16 protein-coding genes and 1 pseudogene are annotated in these 17,960 nt (G+C 42.1%); 5 read left to right on the top strand and 12 right to left on the bottom strand.

Going from position 1 to position 17,960, the window contains the following annotated elements; all coding sequences use genetic code 11:
• Both AC2UZJ_RS11950 and AC2UZJ_RS11945 read left to right on the top strand, forming a co-directional pair.
• Positions 1-604, top strand: a 604-nt coding sequence (locus AC2UZJ_RS11950; RefSeq protein WP_486950379.1) for an IS3 family transposase, incomplete at its 5' end; no start/stop codon positions are given.
• A 48-nt stretch (positions 605-652) separates the two neighbouring features.
• Positions 653-1,158 (top strand): annotated as a pseudogene (locus AC2UZJ_RS11945) (integrase core domain-containing protein); the annotation flags it as partial.
• A 193-nt stretch (positions 1,159-1,351) separates the two neighbouring features.
• On the opposite strand, the gene AC2UZJ_RS11940 reads toward AC2UZJ_RS11945, so the two are convergent.
• From AC2UZJ_RS11940 to AC2UZJ_RS11895, 10 genes are all read right to left on the bottom strand, one after another.
• Positions 1,352-2,854 (bottom strand): aldehyde dehydrogenase family protein, encoded by a 1,503-nt coding sequence (locus tag AC2UZJ_RS11940; protein ID WP_486950378.1) that lies wholly within the window; start codon positions 2,852-2,854, stop codon positions 1,352-1,354.
• A gap of 25 nt (positions 2,855-2,879) precedes the next feature.
• Positions 2,880-3,536, bottom strand: coding sequence for an isochorismatase family protein (locus tag AC2UZJ_RS11935; RefSeq protein WP_486950377.1), 657 nt, complete (start codon positions 3,534-3,536; stop codon positions 2,880-2,882).
• Positions 3,537-3,559: 23 nt separating this feature from the next.
• Positions 3,560-4,474 (bottom strand): EamA family transporter, encoded by a 915-nt coding sequence (locus AC2UZJ_RS11930; RefSeq protein ID WP_486950376.1) that lies wholly within the window; start codon positions 4,472-4,474, stop codon positions 3,560-3,562.
• Positions 4,475-4,501: 27 nt separating this feature from the next.
• Positions 4,502-5,818 carry a TRAP transporter large permease gene (locus tag AC2UZJ_RS11925; RefSeq protein WP_486950375.1) on the bottom strand — a complete coding sequence of 439 codons (1,317 nt, stop codon included), beginning with the start codon at positions 5,816-5,818 and terminating at the stop codon, positions 4,502-4,504.
• Positions 5,819-5,835: 17 nt separating this feature from the next.
• The gene (locus AC2UZJ_RS11920) at positions 5,836-6,354 is read right to left on the bottom strand and encodes a TRAP transporter small permease (RefSeq protein ID WP_486950374.1); all 519 of its coding nucleotides are present in this window, start codon (positions 6,352-6,354) and stop codon (positions 5,836-5,838) included.
• Complete coding sequence (locus tag AC2UZJ_RS11915; RefSeq protein WP_486950373.1) at positions 6,351-7,325, bottom strand: TRAP transporter substrate-binding protein; 975 nt, start codon at positions 7,323-7,325, stop codon at positions 6,351-6,353. The genes AC2UZJ_RS11920 and AC2UZJ_RS11915 overlap by 4 nt, the downstream gene beginning before the upstream one ends.
• Before the next feature lie 113 nt (positions 7,326-7,438).
• A complete protein-coding gene (locus tag AC2UZJ_RS11910; protein WP_486950372.1) occupies positions 7,439-8,416 on the bottom strand; it encodes a 3-hydroxyacyl-CoA dehydrogenase family protein in 978 nt (325 codons plus the stop codon).
• A gap of 53 nt (positions 8,417-8,469) precedes the next feature.
• Positions 8,470-9,384: a DMT family transporter gene (locus AC2UZJ_RS11905; RefSeq protein WP_486950371.1), complete on the bottom strand. Its 915-nt coding sequence runs from the start codon at positions 9,382-9,384 to the stop codon at positions 8,470-8,472.
• Positions 9,385-9,447: 63 nt separating this feature from the next.
• Entirely contained in the window at positions 9,448-11,370 is a 1,923-nt protein-coding gene (locus AC2UZJ_RS11900; protein WP_486950370.1) for a TRAP transporter permease, read from the bottom strand.
• The gene (locus tag AC2UZJ_RS11895; RefSeq protein ID WP_486950369.1) at positions 11,367-12,368 is read right to left on the bottom strand and encodes a TAXI family TRAP transporter solute-binding subunit; all 1,002 of its coding nucleotides are present in this window, start codon (positions 12,366-12,368) and stop codon (positions 11,367-11,369) included. The genes AC2UZJ_RS11900 and AC2UZJ_RS11895 overlap by 4 nt, the downstream gene beginning before the upstream one ends.
• Positions 12,369-12,584: 216 nt before the next feature.
• Between AC2UZJ_RS11895 and AC2UZJ_RS11890 the strand changes: the two genes are divergently transcribed.
• Complete coding sequence (locus tag AC2UZJ_RS11890) at positions 12,585-13,070, top strand: MarR family winged helix-turn-helix transcriptional regulator (protein WP_486950368.1); 486 nt, start codon at positions 12,585-12,587, stop codon at positions 13,068-13,070.
• Here the strand turns inward: AC2UZJ_RS11890 and AC2UZJ_RS11885 are convergent.
• Complete coding sequence (locus AC2UZJ_RS11885) at positions 13,036-14,226, bottom strand: Gfo/Idh/MocA family oxidoreductase (protein ID WP_486950367.1); 1,191 nt, start codon at positions 14,224-14,226, stop codon at positions 13,036-13,038. The two genes, AC2UZJ_RS11890 and AC2UZJ_RS11885, sit on opposite strands and share 35 nt — an antisense overlap.
• Positions 14,227-14,254: 28 nt before the next feature.
• Entirely contained in the window at positions 14,255-15,217 is a 963-nt protein-coding gene (locus AC2UZJ_RS11880) for a PDR/VanB family oxidoreductase (RefSeq protein ID WP_486950366.1), read from the bottom strand.
• Between the two features lie 226 nt (positions 15,218-15,443).
• Between AC2UZJ_RS11880 and AC2UZJ_RS11875 the strand changes: the two genes are divergently transcribed.
• Complete coding sequence (locus AC2UZJ_RS11875; RefSeq protein WP_486950365.1) at positions 15,444-16,742, top strand: Rieske 2Fe-2S domain-containing protein; 1,299 nt, start codon at positions 15,444-15,446, stop codon at positions 16,740-16,742.
• Between the two features lie 14 nt (positions 16,743-16,756).
• Entirely contained in the window at positions 16,757-17,746 is a 990-nt protein-coding gene (locus AC2UZJ_RS11870) for an ABC transporter substrate-binding protein (RefSeq protein ID WP_486950364.1), read from the top strand.
• Positions 17,747-17,960: the final 214 nt, after the last annotated feature.

The following is a 17,960-nucleotide window of genomic DNA, read 5'->3' as shown; positions in this document are numbered from 1 at the left end:
CGTGAAAGGCTATCGTTGGAATCACAAGCGTGTGTATCGTATTTACCGTGAGCTAGAGCTCAATTTACGCATTAAACCGCGTCGTCGCTTAACACGCGATAAGCCGGATGCATTAAGTGTGCCAAGCAAGATAAATCAAGTGTGGTCGATGGATTTTATGTCTGATAGCTTAGAAGATGGCAGGAAATTACGCACATTTAATGTGCTGGATGATTACAACCGAGAGGCGTTAGCCATCGAAGTGGATGTTTCTTTACCCTCTGCGCGTATCATTCGCGTACTCGAACAAGTATTTGAGTGGCGTGGAAAGCCTGCAGCGATTCGATGTGATAATGGGCCTGAAAATATCTCAAAGGAGCTCGTTCAATGGGCAGAAAAACACCCTATTACGATGCTATATATTCAACCTGGCAAGCCCACGCAGAATGCGTACATTGAACGATTTAATCGTACCGCACGCCACGAATGGTTGGATTTACATCTGTTTGAAAGTGTTGAGCAAGCTCAACACCTTGCCACCGAATGGTTATGGCTTTATAACAATGAAAGACCCAATACAGCGATTGGCGGTATTCCGCCAACACAACTAATCTGTTCCCTTTAATTTATTCTATGAATAAGTACTGGCTAAAAAGGGGGGATTACAGACAGGCCAACTGCTGTAAATCAACGATGGTCGATGGATTTTGTTTCAGATCAGTTGGCGACAGGACGCCGCTTTCGCGTGTTAAATGTTGTGGATGATTTTAGTCGTGAAATGGTAGGCCAACTCGTTTCCGTTTCTATTTCAGGCCATCACGTCGCCCGTTATTTATCGGAGTTAATTGAAGTACGAGGTAAACCGGAAGCCATTGTTTGTGAAACGAAGTTCGGCGTAGCCATAACGGCCCAGAATACACCGGTAAAGCCCTATTTTTTTGGAGCAAAACACATCAAGTGCAACTCAATTTTATCCAACCCGGTAAGCCGACGCAGAATGCATTTGTGGAAAGTCTGAATGGTAAATTTAGGAATGAGTGTTTGAACTTACACTGGTTCAGAACGATTAACGAAGCCCGCTATGAAATCGAACAATGGCAACGCCATTACAACGACGAAAGACCACATAGCGCCTTAAACTACTTGCCACCGGCAATTTATGAAAAACAGGTGGCATAATAGCTAAAATCTCATCGAACGACTGGTATTAATTTAGGGGTAAGGTCAACATGATTCGTAGACTTGAACTAAGTGTAGCTTAAGCTCAGCACTGTATTTGGCCATAAAAAAGACCCCAAAAAGTTAGAGGGATGTCCAACTTCTTGGGGTCAGTTCAGACTTAGGGCTTTTTCATGGATTAATCATTAATTAACTATTTTATATTAAGATAGATATTTTTTTCACGCGTAAAAGAAAGCAACTCCTCCAAGCACTCTTCTCTACCTAAACCCGATTGCTTATAACCTCCAAAAGGCGCACCAAGAAAGTGACGAGATGTTTCATTAATCCAAACATACCCGGCTTCTACTGTCGCAGCGCAGTGATGTGCTCGATGCAAATCATTAGTCCAAATAGAGCATGTTAGCCCTAAAGATAATCCATTAACCTGCGATAGCATCTCCGCCTCATCTGACCATCTCAAAACACTTAAAACAGGACCAAAAATTTCCTCAGCTGCAATTCGCATAGATGGCTTTACATCAGCAAACACAGTTGGTTCTAAAAAATACCCATTTTTTAAGGCTGGATCATCGGGTGCCTTAGCGCCATAAATCAATCGAGCGCCCTCCTCGTGTGCACTATTTATAAAATCCCAAATACGATCATATTGTGTTTTATTAATAATACAGCCCATAGTCGTTTCCGGGTCTACGGGTAAGCCAGGGCGATAAAAAGCGCATTTTTCTGGAATTTTCTTCAGCACTTCATCATAAATAGCCTCATGAATGAAAGCCCGGCTCGTGGAACCACATGACTGCCCACACCAACTAAAGTTCATCCCGCTCACTACGGCCTCGGCAACATCATCAGGATCGGAGTCAGGATAAGCAATTAAAGCATTTTTACCACCTAGCTCCAGCAAAACAGGCTTAACGGTTTCTGCAGCCGCACGCCCCACCGCAATCCCTGTTGCCACACTACCTATAACCGCTACACTAGCAATATGCGGCGAGCTAGCAAGTGCCGCCCCCACATCTCTACCTCCTGGTAATACATTAAATACCCCTTCAGGCAATACACCATCTATAAGTTCCGCAAATCGCAAGGTGGAAAGCGGCGCTTGCTCAGGAGGTTTAACAATAATGGCATTACCCGCTGCTAATGGTGCGGCGGACTTACCGGCGGCAAACATAAAAGGATGATTAAAGGGCAGAATTCGCGCCACCACACCCATAGGTTCACGTACAGAAAAATTAATAGCTCCCACCCCTTGAGGAATAGAGGAGCCCTTCATTTCAGTCACTAAACCTGCAAAAAAATCCAGCTGTCCGGCGGCAATTTCTGCATCTTTCAGCAGCTCTCGAACGGGATTACCACCACAAGCCGCATCGAGTAACGCTAATTCTCTAGCATTTTTACGCAAAATATAGGCTATATGACGCAGTGCCTTTGCGCGCTCAAGCGGCGCTATATCTCGCCAAACGGCATACCCTCTCTGCGCCTCAGCTATAGCCAACTCCACATCTTTAGGACACGCTTGCGCAATAACTCCTAATGACTGCCCTGTGGAAGGGCTCACCACGCTTTGATAATTACCTTGAACTGGCTCTTGCCAATCGCCCCCATAATAAAGGGCGCGCTGCTGGGGAAGTACTGACTCCACGCTGGGCAACTCACTAAGAGGGGGTAACTCATTAAAATTCATAAATAACATGATATTTTTCCGCTACATAAATACACTACACATTGCTGAAGGTTTTTAGATAGTTTTGCACGTCTTCTACTGACACCACATCACCGTACTTCGCCTCTATATCAAATAGGCTTTGTTTGTGTGCTGTCTCTGAACGATCAGCAACGGCCTCCTCAATCACTATAGGTCTAAAACCAGATTGCACCGCATCCACAGCCGTTGCTCGGACACAACCACTAGTGGTTGCACCAACAATTAACACGGTATCGCAACCACGGGATACCAATCGGGAGGTTAAATCAGTACCAAAAAAGCAAGAGGCATATTTTTTAACAATCACATCGTCTTCAGGCACATAGTGTAATCGGGGATCTTGCTCCACATTGGAAGTGCCTAAGCGTAAATCTGAGGCTCCCTTTTTTAGTTTTAATACCCAGACACCACCATCTGATAAACTCTCATCGTGATATCCAGTAGTAGTAAAGTAAATGGGTGCCCCCGCTTGACGACACGCATCAATCACTTTGTTAGTTTGCTCTATGACCTCAGCCATATCCGTACCCAATAATTTTTTCGGATCGGTGAAAGCACGAATAATGTCCACAACAACCAAAGCCGGTTTTTTTCCAAACCCCAACTTCACCCCAAACCCTTTTTCTTCAAAAAAATCTTTCTCTTTTTGGTATAAATTATCAATACTCATATCTATCTCCCTTATATTTTTATTTATAAAACTATTAATACCACCCCAAATGTGCTCACCACTGCACAAAGAATCGTTCTAGAGCACGGTTTCTCTGCTATTTTTAAAATATAAGAGGCTAAAACAATACTTAAGAACAAATCCATCATGCCAATGATGGCCACAACCCCAACACTGGTATATTTCAATGCAAAAAATTGAGACAGCTGACCAATTGAAATACAAATCGCTGTCATTAACTGCCAACGCCCCACACCAAAGGTATTTTTAATAATTTTTTTTACTACACCACGCTTCCAAACTCCTTGTGCTAAATAATAAATAAGCCCGGTGACTGCACCAATAAACGTACCAAATGCCGCATCAGGTACATAACGCATTCCCTCTTTTCTAAGCACATAAGCCCCAGCATACGAAACAGAAGACGCCACACCATAGAGCTTTCCTGAGTTTCTGTATTTACTTTCTTCTAGTGACTCTTTTTCAGAGTGCGATGCATGGCCTTGGATACTATTCACATATAGCGTAGCCAGTAACACTAATATGAAGCCTAACGAGGACTTAAGAGTTAGCACCTCATTTAAAAAAACATAGGCAAGTACCACTGAAAAAACGGGAATTAATCGGCGAAAAAACCCAGCTTTCACAACCCCTATGCGTTCCACAGAACGAAACAACCACGACCTCCCCAATACAGTGGATAAAACACCAGCAATCATAAAACTGATCAATCCTATCCACATAGGAACGCTATGAAAACTTAACTCCAGACGTAATCCGAAAAAAAACCAAGCAACAAAAGATAAAACCAGGGTGAGTAATAAAGAGAGCAAAACACCGTTATCCCCCCCCTGTTTACTTTTTCCACCTAAAGCGACTGAAACATTAACCAGTGCATAGAATAAGGCTGCTAATAAAGCGAGGCCTTCACCTATCATTCATTAACTCCTAATTAACGGGTAGACTTATATTAAGTTTGGTAAAAAAGTGATCAAACCAGGAAATACAGCCATAAGCACGATTCCTAGAATAAAAATCCCTACAAAAGGAATGGATGCTTTATAAACTTGGCCTAATGTACCTCCAGACCAAGCCCCCTTAAGAGCAAATAAGGTATAACCAAACGGTGGGGTTAAGCCGCCAACGGTAATATTAATTAAAAATATTAGCCAGAACCAAAGCGGATCAAAGCCCAACTGTGCTAATACAGGCTTGTAAATAGGCACAATAATAAGCATTAGAGCAATTTGATCAATAAACATACAAAGAACAAAAGGCAAAAACTGCAAGACGAGCAACATTATCCATTTTGAGTACCCTAAATCAACAATCCAATGGGTAATGGCCGTAGCACCACCACTAAAAGCAAGCATCTGACTAAATAGCTTAGCACTGGCCATAATAATCAGAATCATGCTGGAAATCTTCACCGCCGAAGCAATAGACTGCACCAGCATCTTCATAGACAAACTACGGTAAATAGCCGCTGCCAGTATAGAGCCCACCACACCCATTGCTCCCGCCTCATTGGGAGTGGCTATGCCCAATAGAATCGTTCCCATTACCAGCAATATCACTAAGCCAAAGGGAAGTATTCTTACTACAGCTAGCCATTTGTCTTTAGCTGTATACACCACCTCTAGCTCAGCTGCAGTATCTTCTGGTGCTAGTTTGGGGTTTAAATACACGCGGATGTATGTATACGCCAAAAACAAAATAGCCAAAATTAAGCCAGGAATAATTCCAGCAACCAATAACTCGGCAATAGACACACCAGCTAGCGTGCCAACAATAATGGTTAAAACACTAGGAGGGATTAAAGGTGCTAAGCTTGCACCGGCCAAAATATTACCTGCCGATAAAACGGGGTCGTAACCGCGTTTTATCATTCCCGGTAATAAAGAACGCCCCATCATGGCTGCCACACCCATAGCAGCACCGGATAAAGCACTAAACACAGTGGCCAAGGCAATAGAAAGCACATACTGACGCCCCTTAACTCGCCCAATTAGCGTGTCTATAGAACGAAATAAAACATCTACCGCATTACTACGAAACAACACCTCCCCCATTAAAATAAATAAAGGGATGCTAACTAACGATAGAGATGTAGTTGTTTCATAAATACTATTGGCCAACATACTGTATGCTGGTGCGCCTAGCATATACAACGCTGCTATTAGATTAATTACCATGAATGATATAAAAACAGGCAGGCTGGTAAGCATCAAAGCCATTAATACGCCTGAGCCCCATAGTACTGCTGATATGCCGCTTAGCATGTTCTTCCTCCTTTAATCTACTCGGCCTCAGCTTCCGCTTTTACCTGTACGGCCAGCTCTTTATCAAAAGCCCATCGTAAGAAATACAATCCCGAACTAATCACTCCATAGCTAACTAAAGCCGCAAAAGGCCCTCTAGGCATAGGTATAGTTGCTAAAGTCATTAGGCCACGCTCAAAGACCCGTCCGGTATCTTTCACCAAAATATAACCCGCTAAAAAGCAAGCAACGGCACTAACTATGTATACTCCACGATGAATAGCCGGCCTAAAACGCGCTGGGAGCATATCGGGGAATATAGTAATGGCCACATGCCCACCTTCACGCGTTAGCCAGGGTATAACGAAAAATACAGAGCACAACAATAACAGCGATACGGTATCCACAGCCCAGATCAACGGCGCATTAAAAAAATAACGCGCCGTAACCTCTAAACAAAATATGGCTGTAATGGCAGCCAAACTCAGGCTGCCTAACCAGAAACTCAACTGCGATAGCTTGTCATGAGCACGGGTTAAAATACGTATCCCTATCATGGAATCATACCGTTCTTATCAGCAATGGCTTTAAACTCCTCGATCTTAGCGGTTTCTTTTTCTTTAGCAAAACCCGTTGCAGTATCAAACCAGGCTTTAGCAACACCGCTATGCTGCTCTTGAGTAAGCTCTGTTTTTTTCATACCATTACTTTCTAAAATGCCACTCTCTTTTTCACCCGCTGCCAAAAAGATCTCCACCGCCTCTTTTTCAAATGCTTCGGCCTCATTAGCAATTAACTGTTGTGTTTCAGGCGCTAAGGCGTTCCAACGATCTAAGTTCATAAATAAAACATATGCAACCTGCCCTAAGGTAGGACGCATGTAGTAATTAGCTACCTCATAGAGACGCATAGACACGGGACCCACAGTAGGCCAACCTGCCCCATCAATAACGCCACGCTCTAAGGCAGGGTAAATTTCATTACCCGGTAATACTACTGCCGCCGCATCAAGATGCTCGATTACGCCGTGATAGATAGGTGTGCCACGAATACGCTTGCCCTTTAAACCCTCTTCGCTTAGGGGTTCTTTAAGAGAAAAACTGTAACCATTTAAATCAGGAAATATCGCAATAAGCTTTAAGCCTTCGTCTTGATAATGCTGATCCACAAAATCCCAGATACCTGAGCTACGTAACCTCTCAGGAGTACTGTCATATAAAGCATCTAAAGCCACACCAATAGCTGTAACATTTGAATGATACGAGCCACTGGTATACAGCATATCCATTAAGCCACTAGTAGCGGAATCAAGTTGCTCAAAAGGAGGTACGGTTTCTGGACCAAACATTTGCAAAGTCATCGAACCATCACTGGCTGTTTTTAATTTGTCCATAAACTGCTCAACCACCTGTGTTTGTACATAGCTACTATCCCAACTGCTAAGCACCTTAAGTGCTTCGGCCTGCGTTAGCTGTGAGGAAAATAGTAACGGTAAAGATAATGTAATCGCTGTACATAGTTTTTTCATGTCCACCCCTTATTCTGATTTATTAATTCAATAAAACTTAGTTAGCATACTAACCAAATGGTAAATGCTATGACTATGCAGGTTATCCCTTAAATGACTAAATACGTGTAATTTTACTTTACCTTAAGGCGCTTTACTGAGTCGGCCTCATGTAACCAATTTAATAGGGCATGAAGCTGCCGATCACGCTCTATAATGGTTTCCTCTTGATCGTTTTCAAATGTATACCAGCCTTGGCCAGCTATTACACCAAGATGGCCTCGCTCTACTGTGTCACGAAGGACTTTTCTTCCTTTATAGCTTTCGTCACCCGTTTGCTCAAAAAGAGAATCTGTAACACTCAAAGCCGTTTTCTTCGACACAATTAAATCTTCTGTTAGTAATGGCCCCCAAAGAGCAAGCCGAGGACCTAAACTTAAGCGTACAGCCGCATCGATATCATCACGACTGGCCACTCCTTCATCCATTAATCTATATATTTCAGTTAACATCGCAAACTGAATTTTATTAATAAGGAATCCTGGACGCTCGGGGCAAGACACACCCACATGCTCTATTGATGTAATAAATGCACGTGCCCAAGCAATCAACTTAGGTGGTGTAAAGCTACTATGTATAATTTCAATGACAGGGATAACATGAGCTGGGGTTATATAGTGTATGCCTATAACTCGCTCTTTATGATCCACTTCTTTAGCAATATCGGAAATAAGAAAAGAAGAAGTATTAGTAGCTAGAACTACATCCGGAGGGCAGAGCCTATCTAACTCTTCAAATACAGTCTGTTTGGTTTGTAGCACCTCCTGTATAGCCTCGTGCACCATAAAAACACCCTTAACTGCTTTTTTTAAGTCCGACTCAAGTGTAACGCGATTAACTATAGTGTCGATTACAGCCTCATCGCTTGAAAATGTTTCAGCGATAGGCCGAGCACGTTCGGCATAACTATCAAGCAGAGCTGTCTGTGTATCACAAAGTATCACCTCATAACCATACTGCGAATACAAGGTAGCAATCACACACCCCATAAAACCAGCACCGACGACGCATATACGCCCTCCTCGTAGTGGGAAATCAATAGATTTAGTCATTCGTTTACCTCTATAAAAATATATTGTAAGGATACTAATTAAAACAGTTTCTCTTAAGCAGCTTTCGGTATCTTCATCGCGATGTAAAGCCCCACTACCACCAATAAAAATCCGTAAATATGATAGGTATGCAGTGCCTCACCTAAAAAAATCATCGCTAAAATAGCGCTATATATAGGCATGAAATACATAAATAAACTAGTTTTCCCTGGGCCCATTTTTATAATAGCTTTATTCCATAATAAATACGCTAATGAGGATGGAAATATAGCTAAATACACCAAGCTTAATAAACTATTTATGTTTAAATGATCTTGAAAATTAGGTAAACCTTGGCTTTCAATCAATAAAAACGGTATATGAAGTATGGATCCAATAGCAGATATGATAAAAACCAAAATAATTAATGGTATATTTACTGGCCATTTTCTTGCTAATACCGTGTATAAGGCCCAGCAGCAAACACCCAGTAAAATAAATATACTGCCCTCCTCAAAAGTGAAATTAAATAAATTGTGTATATTGCCTTTAAAAACAATCCATAGCACACCTAAAAGCACAAGAAAAACACCCACTAATCGATTAAGTGTTAGCTTTTCTCCTACTAACAACATGGCTATAATAAGGGTAATTATAGGCATGCTAGAGTTCACAATTGCCGCATTAATCGCACTAGTTTTAGTAAGACCTACATATATAAGGCAATTAAAAGCTACTATGCCTAATAAACTAAATACAATTAATTTTATTATATTTTCTTTAATTACTTCTATATGTGTAAATAGTTTAGAAAACACAAAAGGTAGTAAAATTAAGGTGCATAATCCCCATCGATAAAAAGATAAGCTAACAGGAGAAATATAATTTAACAACGGCTTGCTAATAATAAAATTACCCGCCCAAAACAAAGGTGGCAACATAGCTAATAAATATACAGCAGCTAGCGATGATTTTTTATTTGTATTCATTGAGCTCCTCCGTGCAGAAAAACACCCGCATATAATGCGGGTATTTTAAGCATAGAATTATTATTAGGCTTTAGCATACGCTATTTCTAACGTATCTAACCTCATGCTTTTTTGTATAGAAACTGGCAATTTTTTTGTTTTAAATAAAATCAATATAAAATAACCCAGTAACTGTGCAGCTATACTAATACTTAAGCTTGGATGTACTGCAAGCAACCCTATCACTATAGCGAAAAGGCAGATGTACCAAGCTGGACGTATCTCAGCAATATAAGCAAAAAATATAGTGGTTACTACCGCACCAGTAAAGGCCAATACTATCTCAAGAGCAGGCCCTTGAAATAATAGGCTCTCATTCCACACAAAGAGGAAAGGCACTACAAAACCCATTACCGCTAATTTTGTTGCGGACATAGCAATTCTCATCGCGTCCTCCTCGGCAATAGCCGCTGCCGCAAAGGCCGCCACAGCCACCGGAGGCGTTAATGCTGAGAGCAATGCAAAATATAAAATAAACATATTTGCAGGTAATGTAGGAATACCAGCGCTAACAAAAGCTGGGCCAATGACCATCGCTGCTAAAATATACGCACTAGGTGTAGGCATACCTAAGCCTAAAATGATAGTAATCAGTGCTCCCACTAAAAGCAGAATGAGCAAACCACTATCGGCCGCAAGAAGAATCAAGTTTGATCCTTTCATGGCTAAGCCGGTCATGGTTAAACCACCAATCACCAAACCTGCTGCCGCACAAGCACCCGCTACAGGCAATATGCGTACTGTTGTTTCTGCTAAAGCCTCAACCACTCCCCATGCACTTAGACGCGTTTTTTTATTGAAAAATGATGTAATCAATAAAGAAAGAGAACCAAAAACTGCCACATAGGTAGGCGTATACGCTAAGAGCAACGCCGCACAAATAACAATAATTGGAATTACGAACACCCAGCCCGTTTTCAATGTATCTAAAATGGGATTAATGTCGTCTACACCCTTCATACCTAATTTCAGTGCTCTAAAGTGCACCTGAAGGTATACACCTATGTAATAAATAATGGCCGGTAAGAATGCTGCCAAGGCCACGGTACGATAATCAATACCGGTATACTCAGCCAAAATAAACGCTGCTGAGCCCATAATAGGTGGTAATGCTGCCCCCCCTGTTGAAGCCGTTACCTCTACAGCACCAGCAAAACGACCTGAATAACCCAAACGTTTCATAATGGGAATATTGACTGCACCGGTGGTGGCTACGTCTGAGGTAGGGCTACCCGAAATCGTGCCATACAAACCTGCAGAAACTACGGCAATTTTAGCGGGGCCACCCGGTGATTTCCCTGTTAGCGCAGCGGCGAGCTGGAACATAAATTCCGCACCGCCGGCTCGGGTAAGAAAAGCACCGAACATAACAAACAAAAACACATAGCTAGCTGTTACTTGGATTGGCACTCCAAATACGCCATCCGTTGTGTACATCAAAATATCCAAAAAGGAATTAAAATCAATGTACCCATGGCCTAGTGGTGGCGGTAAATAGTGCCCCCACAAGTTATAAGCCAAAAATATCAACACCACGGATGTTAAGCCCGCACCAGTAGTACGACGTGTTGCCTCTACCGTTAATAGCAACAGCAAAGCACCGAAAAACATCCCATCCATACTTAATGGATTCAATAAGGTAATGCGTGTTACTAAATCATCTCGAATGAGAATAAAATACAAACAACAAGCCAAACTAGATAGGCTTAAAGTCCAATCCATAAAGGTTGGGCGATCCGGCGCATTGGGGTTAGACCCCAATGCTAAAAAGAGAAAACTAAAAGAAATACAAACGAAAAAGATCCCTATTTGCAAGGAGTCAGCTAGAGCAACAATATTGGCATATATGACCCAGCATGAAAACAATGCAGCTAGAACGGTTACTGCTTTTTGTAAATTTCCTGTAAGCTCCCTACGTTTACCTACAGTCAGCAGTTTAAAAATCATTGCATTAGCTCCTTCTCTTTGTAAGCTCTGATAGCCCCCTCATGAAATGGTGCAGCTGCCTCAGTCACTAACAATTCGGTAGTTAATGCGCCCATAGCAGGGTGAATAGTACGTATATCATCAATATTCTCAATGATATTTTTTGTTAGCTCATAAGCCTCTTGTTCAGGTAAGTTTTTATTTACTACTAATACAGCACCTAAGGCAACCGTTTCGATGTCTTGATCTTGATTTTTATAGCTGCCAGCAGGAATAGTGAAGCTGCGAATACCAAATTTTTCACTCATGCTTTTACGAGTTTCTTCTGGCACAGAAAGCAACTTAATATCCACCGCATTCTCTAATTCACGTATAGAGCTGTGACCTACAAACACACCGTTAGTAAACACATCTACACGATTGTTCTGAAACAAAGTGCTTTGCTCAGATGATCCTGCCGTAATTAGCGCCCCTCCCCAGTCTTTTACATTATCCTGAGTGACTCCTAAATCGCTCAACATGGCTGTAGCAATTTGACCTGTAATATTACCAGCTCGGTTTACGGTAATTTTAGCTGGCGCTTTATTCTCAGCGAAATCAGCCAATGAAGAGATATTGTGCTTATCAGCGAAGGACTTATTAGCAATAAATTGCATAGGAGCCCAATCATACAAATAGCCAATAACTCGTAAATCCTCCATAGGCTGCTTAAAAGGTGCCCCACCTTGAACAGCAATAGCTAATTCGGCATCATGTATCAGACCTAATTGAGCCCGCCCCGTATCCACCAAACTAGCATTAGCAAAACCACCACCTGTTGTTTGGTATGTAATACTAGACGATGAGTTTCCCTTTTTTGCTACTCGATCTAAACCGGACCCTAATAGAGTCCATAGGCCACCAGGACTAGCTCCCGCTAGAGTATAATTAACTGCGGTTTGTGCGTGAGTGGGGGTAGCGATCAACGCTAAAGAAACCCCAGTAAGAGCTAATAATGATTTTACTTTTTGAATCAGCATGGAATGTCTCCTAGACTTATATTTTAAGTTGTATTTACTAATACGAATTAATTTTTTAACTTCTACGCTACTTAACCTTTCCTCCATTAGTAGTTAGGAAGCTAACTAAATTTTAATTATAAAATTAACTTTCAGCATTTTAAATGTCAAGATATTTTCGAATAATCCCTCCAAAACCTGGTATAACTACCAATCATTTTCTTAATATGACCTGCTATGACAACTAACTTATTACCCTTTGAACAAAGCCTTGGATATCAAACTCGTATCGCTCAGCGTGCCATTCAAAGACGTCTCCAGTCCATAATTGAGCCCCATGGAGTAACGCTAGGTATGTGGTATTTCTTGCGTGTGCTCTGGATACATGATGGCTTAACACAACAAGAACTATCCACTTTTGTAGGCACCATGGCTCCCACCACTCTTTCAGCTATTCGTAGTATGGAGAGTAATGGTTTCATTTTTCGTAAGAAAAATGAAAAAGATGCCCGTAAAATTAATATATATTTGACCGATAAAGCAAAAAGCCTGAAAGAAATTCTGTTGCCCAGAGCACGCGCGCTACTCACTGACGCAACTGTAGGGCTTACCGCCAGTGAAGTGGCAAGCTTATTACGCATGCTAAAAATAGTTCAAGATAATCTAAAGGTTGAGCCGGCTACTCTGTCTACACAGACAGTGCACACTGATAAGTTAGATTAATCGCTTTATTTTTCTCGGCAGATTGCAATACCGCCAAGCACACTTCTAAGGTTGCCCTAGCCCAAGCGGCACTATGAAGTACAGGCTTGCCATTGTAAATAGCGTCATAAAGCTCATCTATAACCTCTTTTCTGGGAATAACAGGTGCATCAATGGCATAAAAAAACTTCTCTTCATCAGTAAACACTTCTATACCGTGAGGAAGAATACGCAAATCAGCATGTGTTAGTGACACTAAGAAATGCCCAAAATGCTGATGGTAGGAGGGTGCTTCTAAAGTAGGCGCTGTGTAATACTGCCCTCCATAATTACGTTCCGCTTTAAGCTCTGCTTCAGTTCTACCAGCCAATTCGTTTTTTAAGAAAAAGCGCGCCTGACCATGCTGCTCAGGGTCTTTTTTATGACCCATTTCCCCTATGTTTTCAAGTAAAGCATCACTATCAAAATGACCATAACCACTATAGGTCACATTAGCCAATGCTCCACTTTCAAAGCTAAGCAATGCCGTGTAGAATCCCTCAGAGGAGCGAGCGGTATCCCACTCGCGGGTATAGGCATGCACTTGCTTTAACTGCCCACCGCCTAATAAACGCACAATATCTAATTGATGCGCCCCTTGACTAAACACCACCCCTCCCCCTTGGGAGGTATCCAGCTCTTCAGGACGGCGGGGCCTGTACATAAAATCGGTAAAGTTAAAGGCATGAATAGCCTGAACCTCACCCCACTCACCACGCTCTATCATTTCTCTAGCCACAAGTATAGGGGTATTGAAACTATGTGAGTGCCCTACAAGTAATTGGGTCTTGGCATGCTGGACTAATTGCACTATTTTATGACAATCCTCCATACATAAAGCCAACGGCTTCTCCATCAAAATATGCTTACCCGCTGCAATGGCTAACTCAGCATGCTCCACATGAAATTGGTGTGGGGATGCGATATAGACAACATTAACCGCAGGATCATTACATAAATCGTGTGCATTATCGTAAACGGGGGCATTAAAATCTTTCAAAAACTGTGCCCGAGCCTGCTCTAAGGGATCAGCTGCAGCAACCAGCTGAATACGCTCATCCATTAAAAAGGTAGGCAGCATGAGTGTAAACGCCCTGCCTAAACCTATGATCCCTAATTTTATTTTTTTATTATGCACTGGTTTGTCTCCCTAACTATTCATTTATTTATAACTCTAATACCAGCTTCTTATCATTAGCGGCGCGAGAAACACAAACCATGATGTATTTTGACTGCTCGTGCTCCTCTAGCACCATATCCCTGTGCTCCACATCACCTGATATATAAGCAGTTTTGCACGACCCGCATGTGCCACTTTCACATGATGAGGGTACGGAAATTCCTTCGTCGGCTAATGCCTCGAGTAGAGTTTCATTTTCCTCAACCACAAGCTGCATCTTACTAAGGCTTAGCTCTACCTCAAACGGTTTATTTTGCTTCAATAGAGCAGCATCTACACCAAAGCTTTCAAAATTAATTAAGCCCGTTTTCCAATGCCCCGTCATGGCGCGCACTTCTTCCATAATGTCTCTTGGTCCGCAACAATACACCAATACATTACGAGGTTGCACAAAATGATCCCACATATCATAACGGTTATCACTATCACTATGCGTGTGATGAATAATGAGCTCATTATTAGAAAATTGCTCATTGATTTCATCCAAATAAGGAGCGTACTCAGGCGAACGACTCAAATAAATCAGCGTGATTTTTTTATCCGTCTGCTCTTTTAAACTTTGCATCATGGAATAGATAGGAGTTATTCCTATGCCAGCAGCAATAAACAAATACTCAGTACCATCAAGTAACTCAAACACGTTGACAGGCTGGCTCACTTTCAGGGTGTCGCCAACGTTCACCTCGTCAATCATGCTCTTTGAGCCCCCTTGCCCCCCTTCTTCTTTTTTAATCGTGATGACATAGCGATGTAATTCATCCGGATTCTGACATAAGGAGTACTGGTTCACTCTTCCACTAGGGGTTTCTACTCGAATATGCGCACCTGCTGTAAAAGCCGGTAGCGGCTGCTCATCCATGCGACGTAAATCAAATTCATAAATACGCTCAGCAACCTGTTGTTTGCTATGAACGACCAATTCCAAATCTAATGTATGTTTTTGAGTCATGTCTCTATACCTATCCACCTAACGAAATTTTTATAAATTAGTTTATTCATATGCTACTCATAAAAATATTGAAAAAAAAATCAACTTGGGGTAGCATTGATTTTATATCAAATTAGTTAGTTAGCTAACTTAAGTTAAATTAGTGTATCATGAGAATTTTTATATTTGAAATAATTTATTTGTATAAAAACCATAAAAACCGCATAAAAAATAAGGAGTCAACCCTATGCTTAGTCACGAAGATAACCAATTACTATGCCGTGTAGAAGGTGATGCCCCTATGGGTCAACTCATGCGCAGACACTGGATGCCTATTTGTTTAATTGAGGAAGTAGCTGCTCCAGGCGGCCAACCTGCTAAAGCTCGTATCCTAGGTGAAGATCTAGTTGTTTTTCGTAACTCAGAAGGACGTGTGGGTGTGATGGATGAGTACTGCCCACACCGACGTGCCTCGTTAGTAATGGGCCGAAACGAAGACTGCACCCTAACCTGTCTCTACCACGGCTGGAAAATCGATGTGGACGGTAACATTGTAGATATGCCCTCCGAGCCCGCCGGTAGCGAATACAAAGATCGTATTAAGCACCGTGCCTACCCCGTTGAAGAGTGGGCGGGTGTCATTTGGGCATATATGGGCCCAAAGGAAACCATGCCTGAGTTCCAACCTCCTGCCTGGGCACCTAATAAAGACGTTCAAGTATCCATTGCTAAAGTAATTATTCCTTGTAACTGGGCTCAGATTTTAGAAGGCGCTATTGACTCTGCTCATAGCTCCAGCTTGCACTCCTCCGATATGGTTCCCGCTCGCGTTAAAAGTGCTGAAGCCACAGATAGCTTATGGCTCAGACCTTCTACAGACAAAGCTCCTCGATTCCAAGTTGAAGAACAAGGTTACGGCTTTAGATACGCGGCCATACGTAAGCCTATTTTCAAACCCACAGAAAATGACTACATCCGTAGCACCGTATTTGTAGCTCCTTCCACAGCGCTAATTCCTCCAAATAACCTATACAACGTAGCCAACGTGAATATACCTATGGACGATAGCAATACCGTGTTTTACTTCATAGGCTGGGGTAACCCCGAAACCACCCCTTCCACTATTGAATGGCGTAAATTCTTGCGTCAAGAGGTGGGTGTGGATATAGATCAATACTACCGTCCTCTCAGAAACTGGGAAAATCGTTACTGGCAAGATCGCGAAGCCATGAATGAAGGAAGCTTTACAGGTATTACCGGTATTCCTAACCAGGATATGTCTATGTGGGTCACAATGGGCGCCATCACAGACCGCTCCACGGAGCGACTAGGTGCCAGTGACGTGGCTATTGTGCAGTTTAGAAATCAGATGGTAAAGGCTGTTAAAACCTTTATGGAAACAGATCAAGCCATTGGCACGGGTGAAAACACCATTCCCGTAGGTACCTGCTCATACCAGTCAGTGCTGCCCAAAACCACGGATTGGCGTGACTACGAGGCGGAGTTTGTTTGGGCCTCAAAGAACCCAGCCCAAGCCGCGGATTAATTTCAGGAAATTGAATGACAAAATTAAACTTATCTATCGCTGTTGGAGACTACGATCGTACACGTCCACTTACTGACGGGCGTGTGCAAATTGATGGCGTAGATCCTGTATTTTTAATGCTTAGCCCTGAAGAAATGTTTTTCCGATCCTTCAGACACCAAGCTTTTGATGTGGCTGAGTTATCCTTATCCAGTTTTTTGGTTAAAGAATCCAAAGGTGAAAACGATTACGTAGGTATCCCTGTTTTTCTATCACGGGCTTTCAGACACAATGGTATTTACGTACGTAAGGATCGTATCAAAAAGCCTGAAGACCTCATCGGTAAGCGTGTGGGTTTGCCTGAATACCAGCTCACTGCTAATGTATGGGTACGCGCCCTACTAGCTGATGATTACGGCGTACAACCCAAAGATATCACCTGGGTACAAGGCGGTATCGATGATCCTGATAGAACTGAGAAAATCATTCTCGATTTACCCAAAGATGTTGTGCTCACTAATGCTCCAGCTGGCACCACCATTTCCGAACTGCTAGCTAGCGGTGATTTAGATGGCTTTATCGGACCACGTCCTCCTGGGCAAATTGCATTAAATGACCCCAATGTAGGTTGGCTCTTTGATGACCCTATTGCCACAGCCAAAGATTACTATGAGCGCACTCAAGTATTTCCTATTATGCATATTTTAGGCGTGCGTAAAAGCTTGGTTGAACAACATCCATGGTTACCTGCCACATTAATGAAAGCCTTTATTGAGTCTAAGTCGGTAGCACTAGCTCATCTTTTAGATACCTCGGCTTCTAAAGCTACTCTGCCATTTGTAGAAGAGCAAATCAAGAGTGCTCAAGAGCTAATGGGGCAAGATTACTGGAGCTATGGCGTTGATGCTAATCGCAGTACACTAGAAACCTTCGTACAGCATCATTACTCACAAGGGCTATCATCGAAGAAAGTAGATGTGGATGAATTATTTCACCCCTCCACTTATGAGCTAACCAAAATTTAAACCCCGTTTACTAGCTCTCGATAAAAAGACCCCAATAAGTTAAATAACGACTCTAACTTATTGGGGTCAATTTAATAATAATCTAACTGACTAGTTTTTAACTTGTAATCCCCCCGAAAAACCCCAGTAGTTATAAGTAGAAAATTTGTTATCCTATTTCCAAGGAGTTTTCTATGCGTAAGTCACGATATACTGACAACCAGATTTTAGCGAT

It is taken from the genome of Paenalcaligenes sp. DL 309 (assembly GCF_057475285.1).
This window is presented reverse-complemented; position numbering and strand designations above follow the sequence as displayed.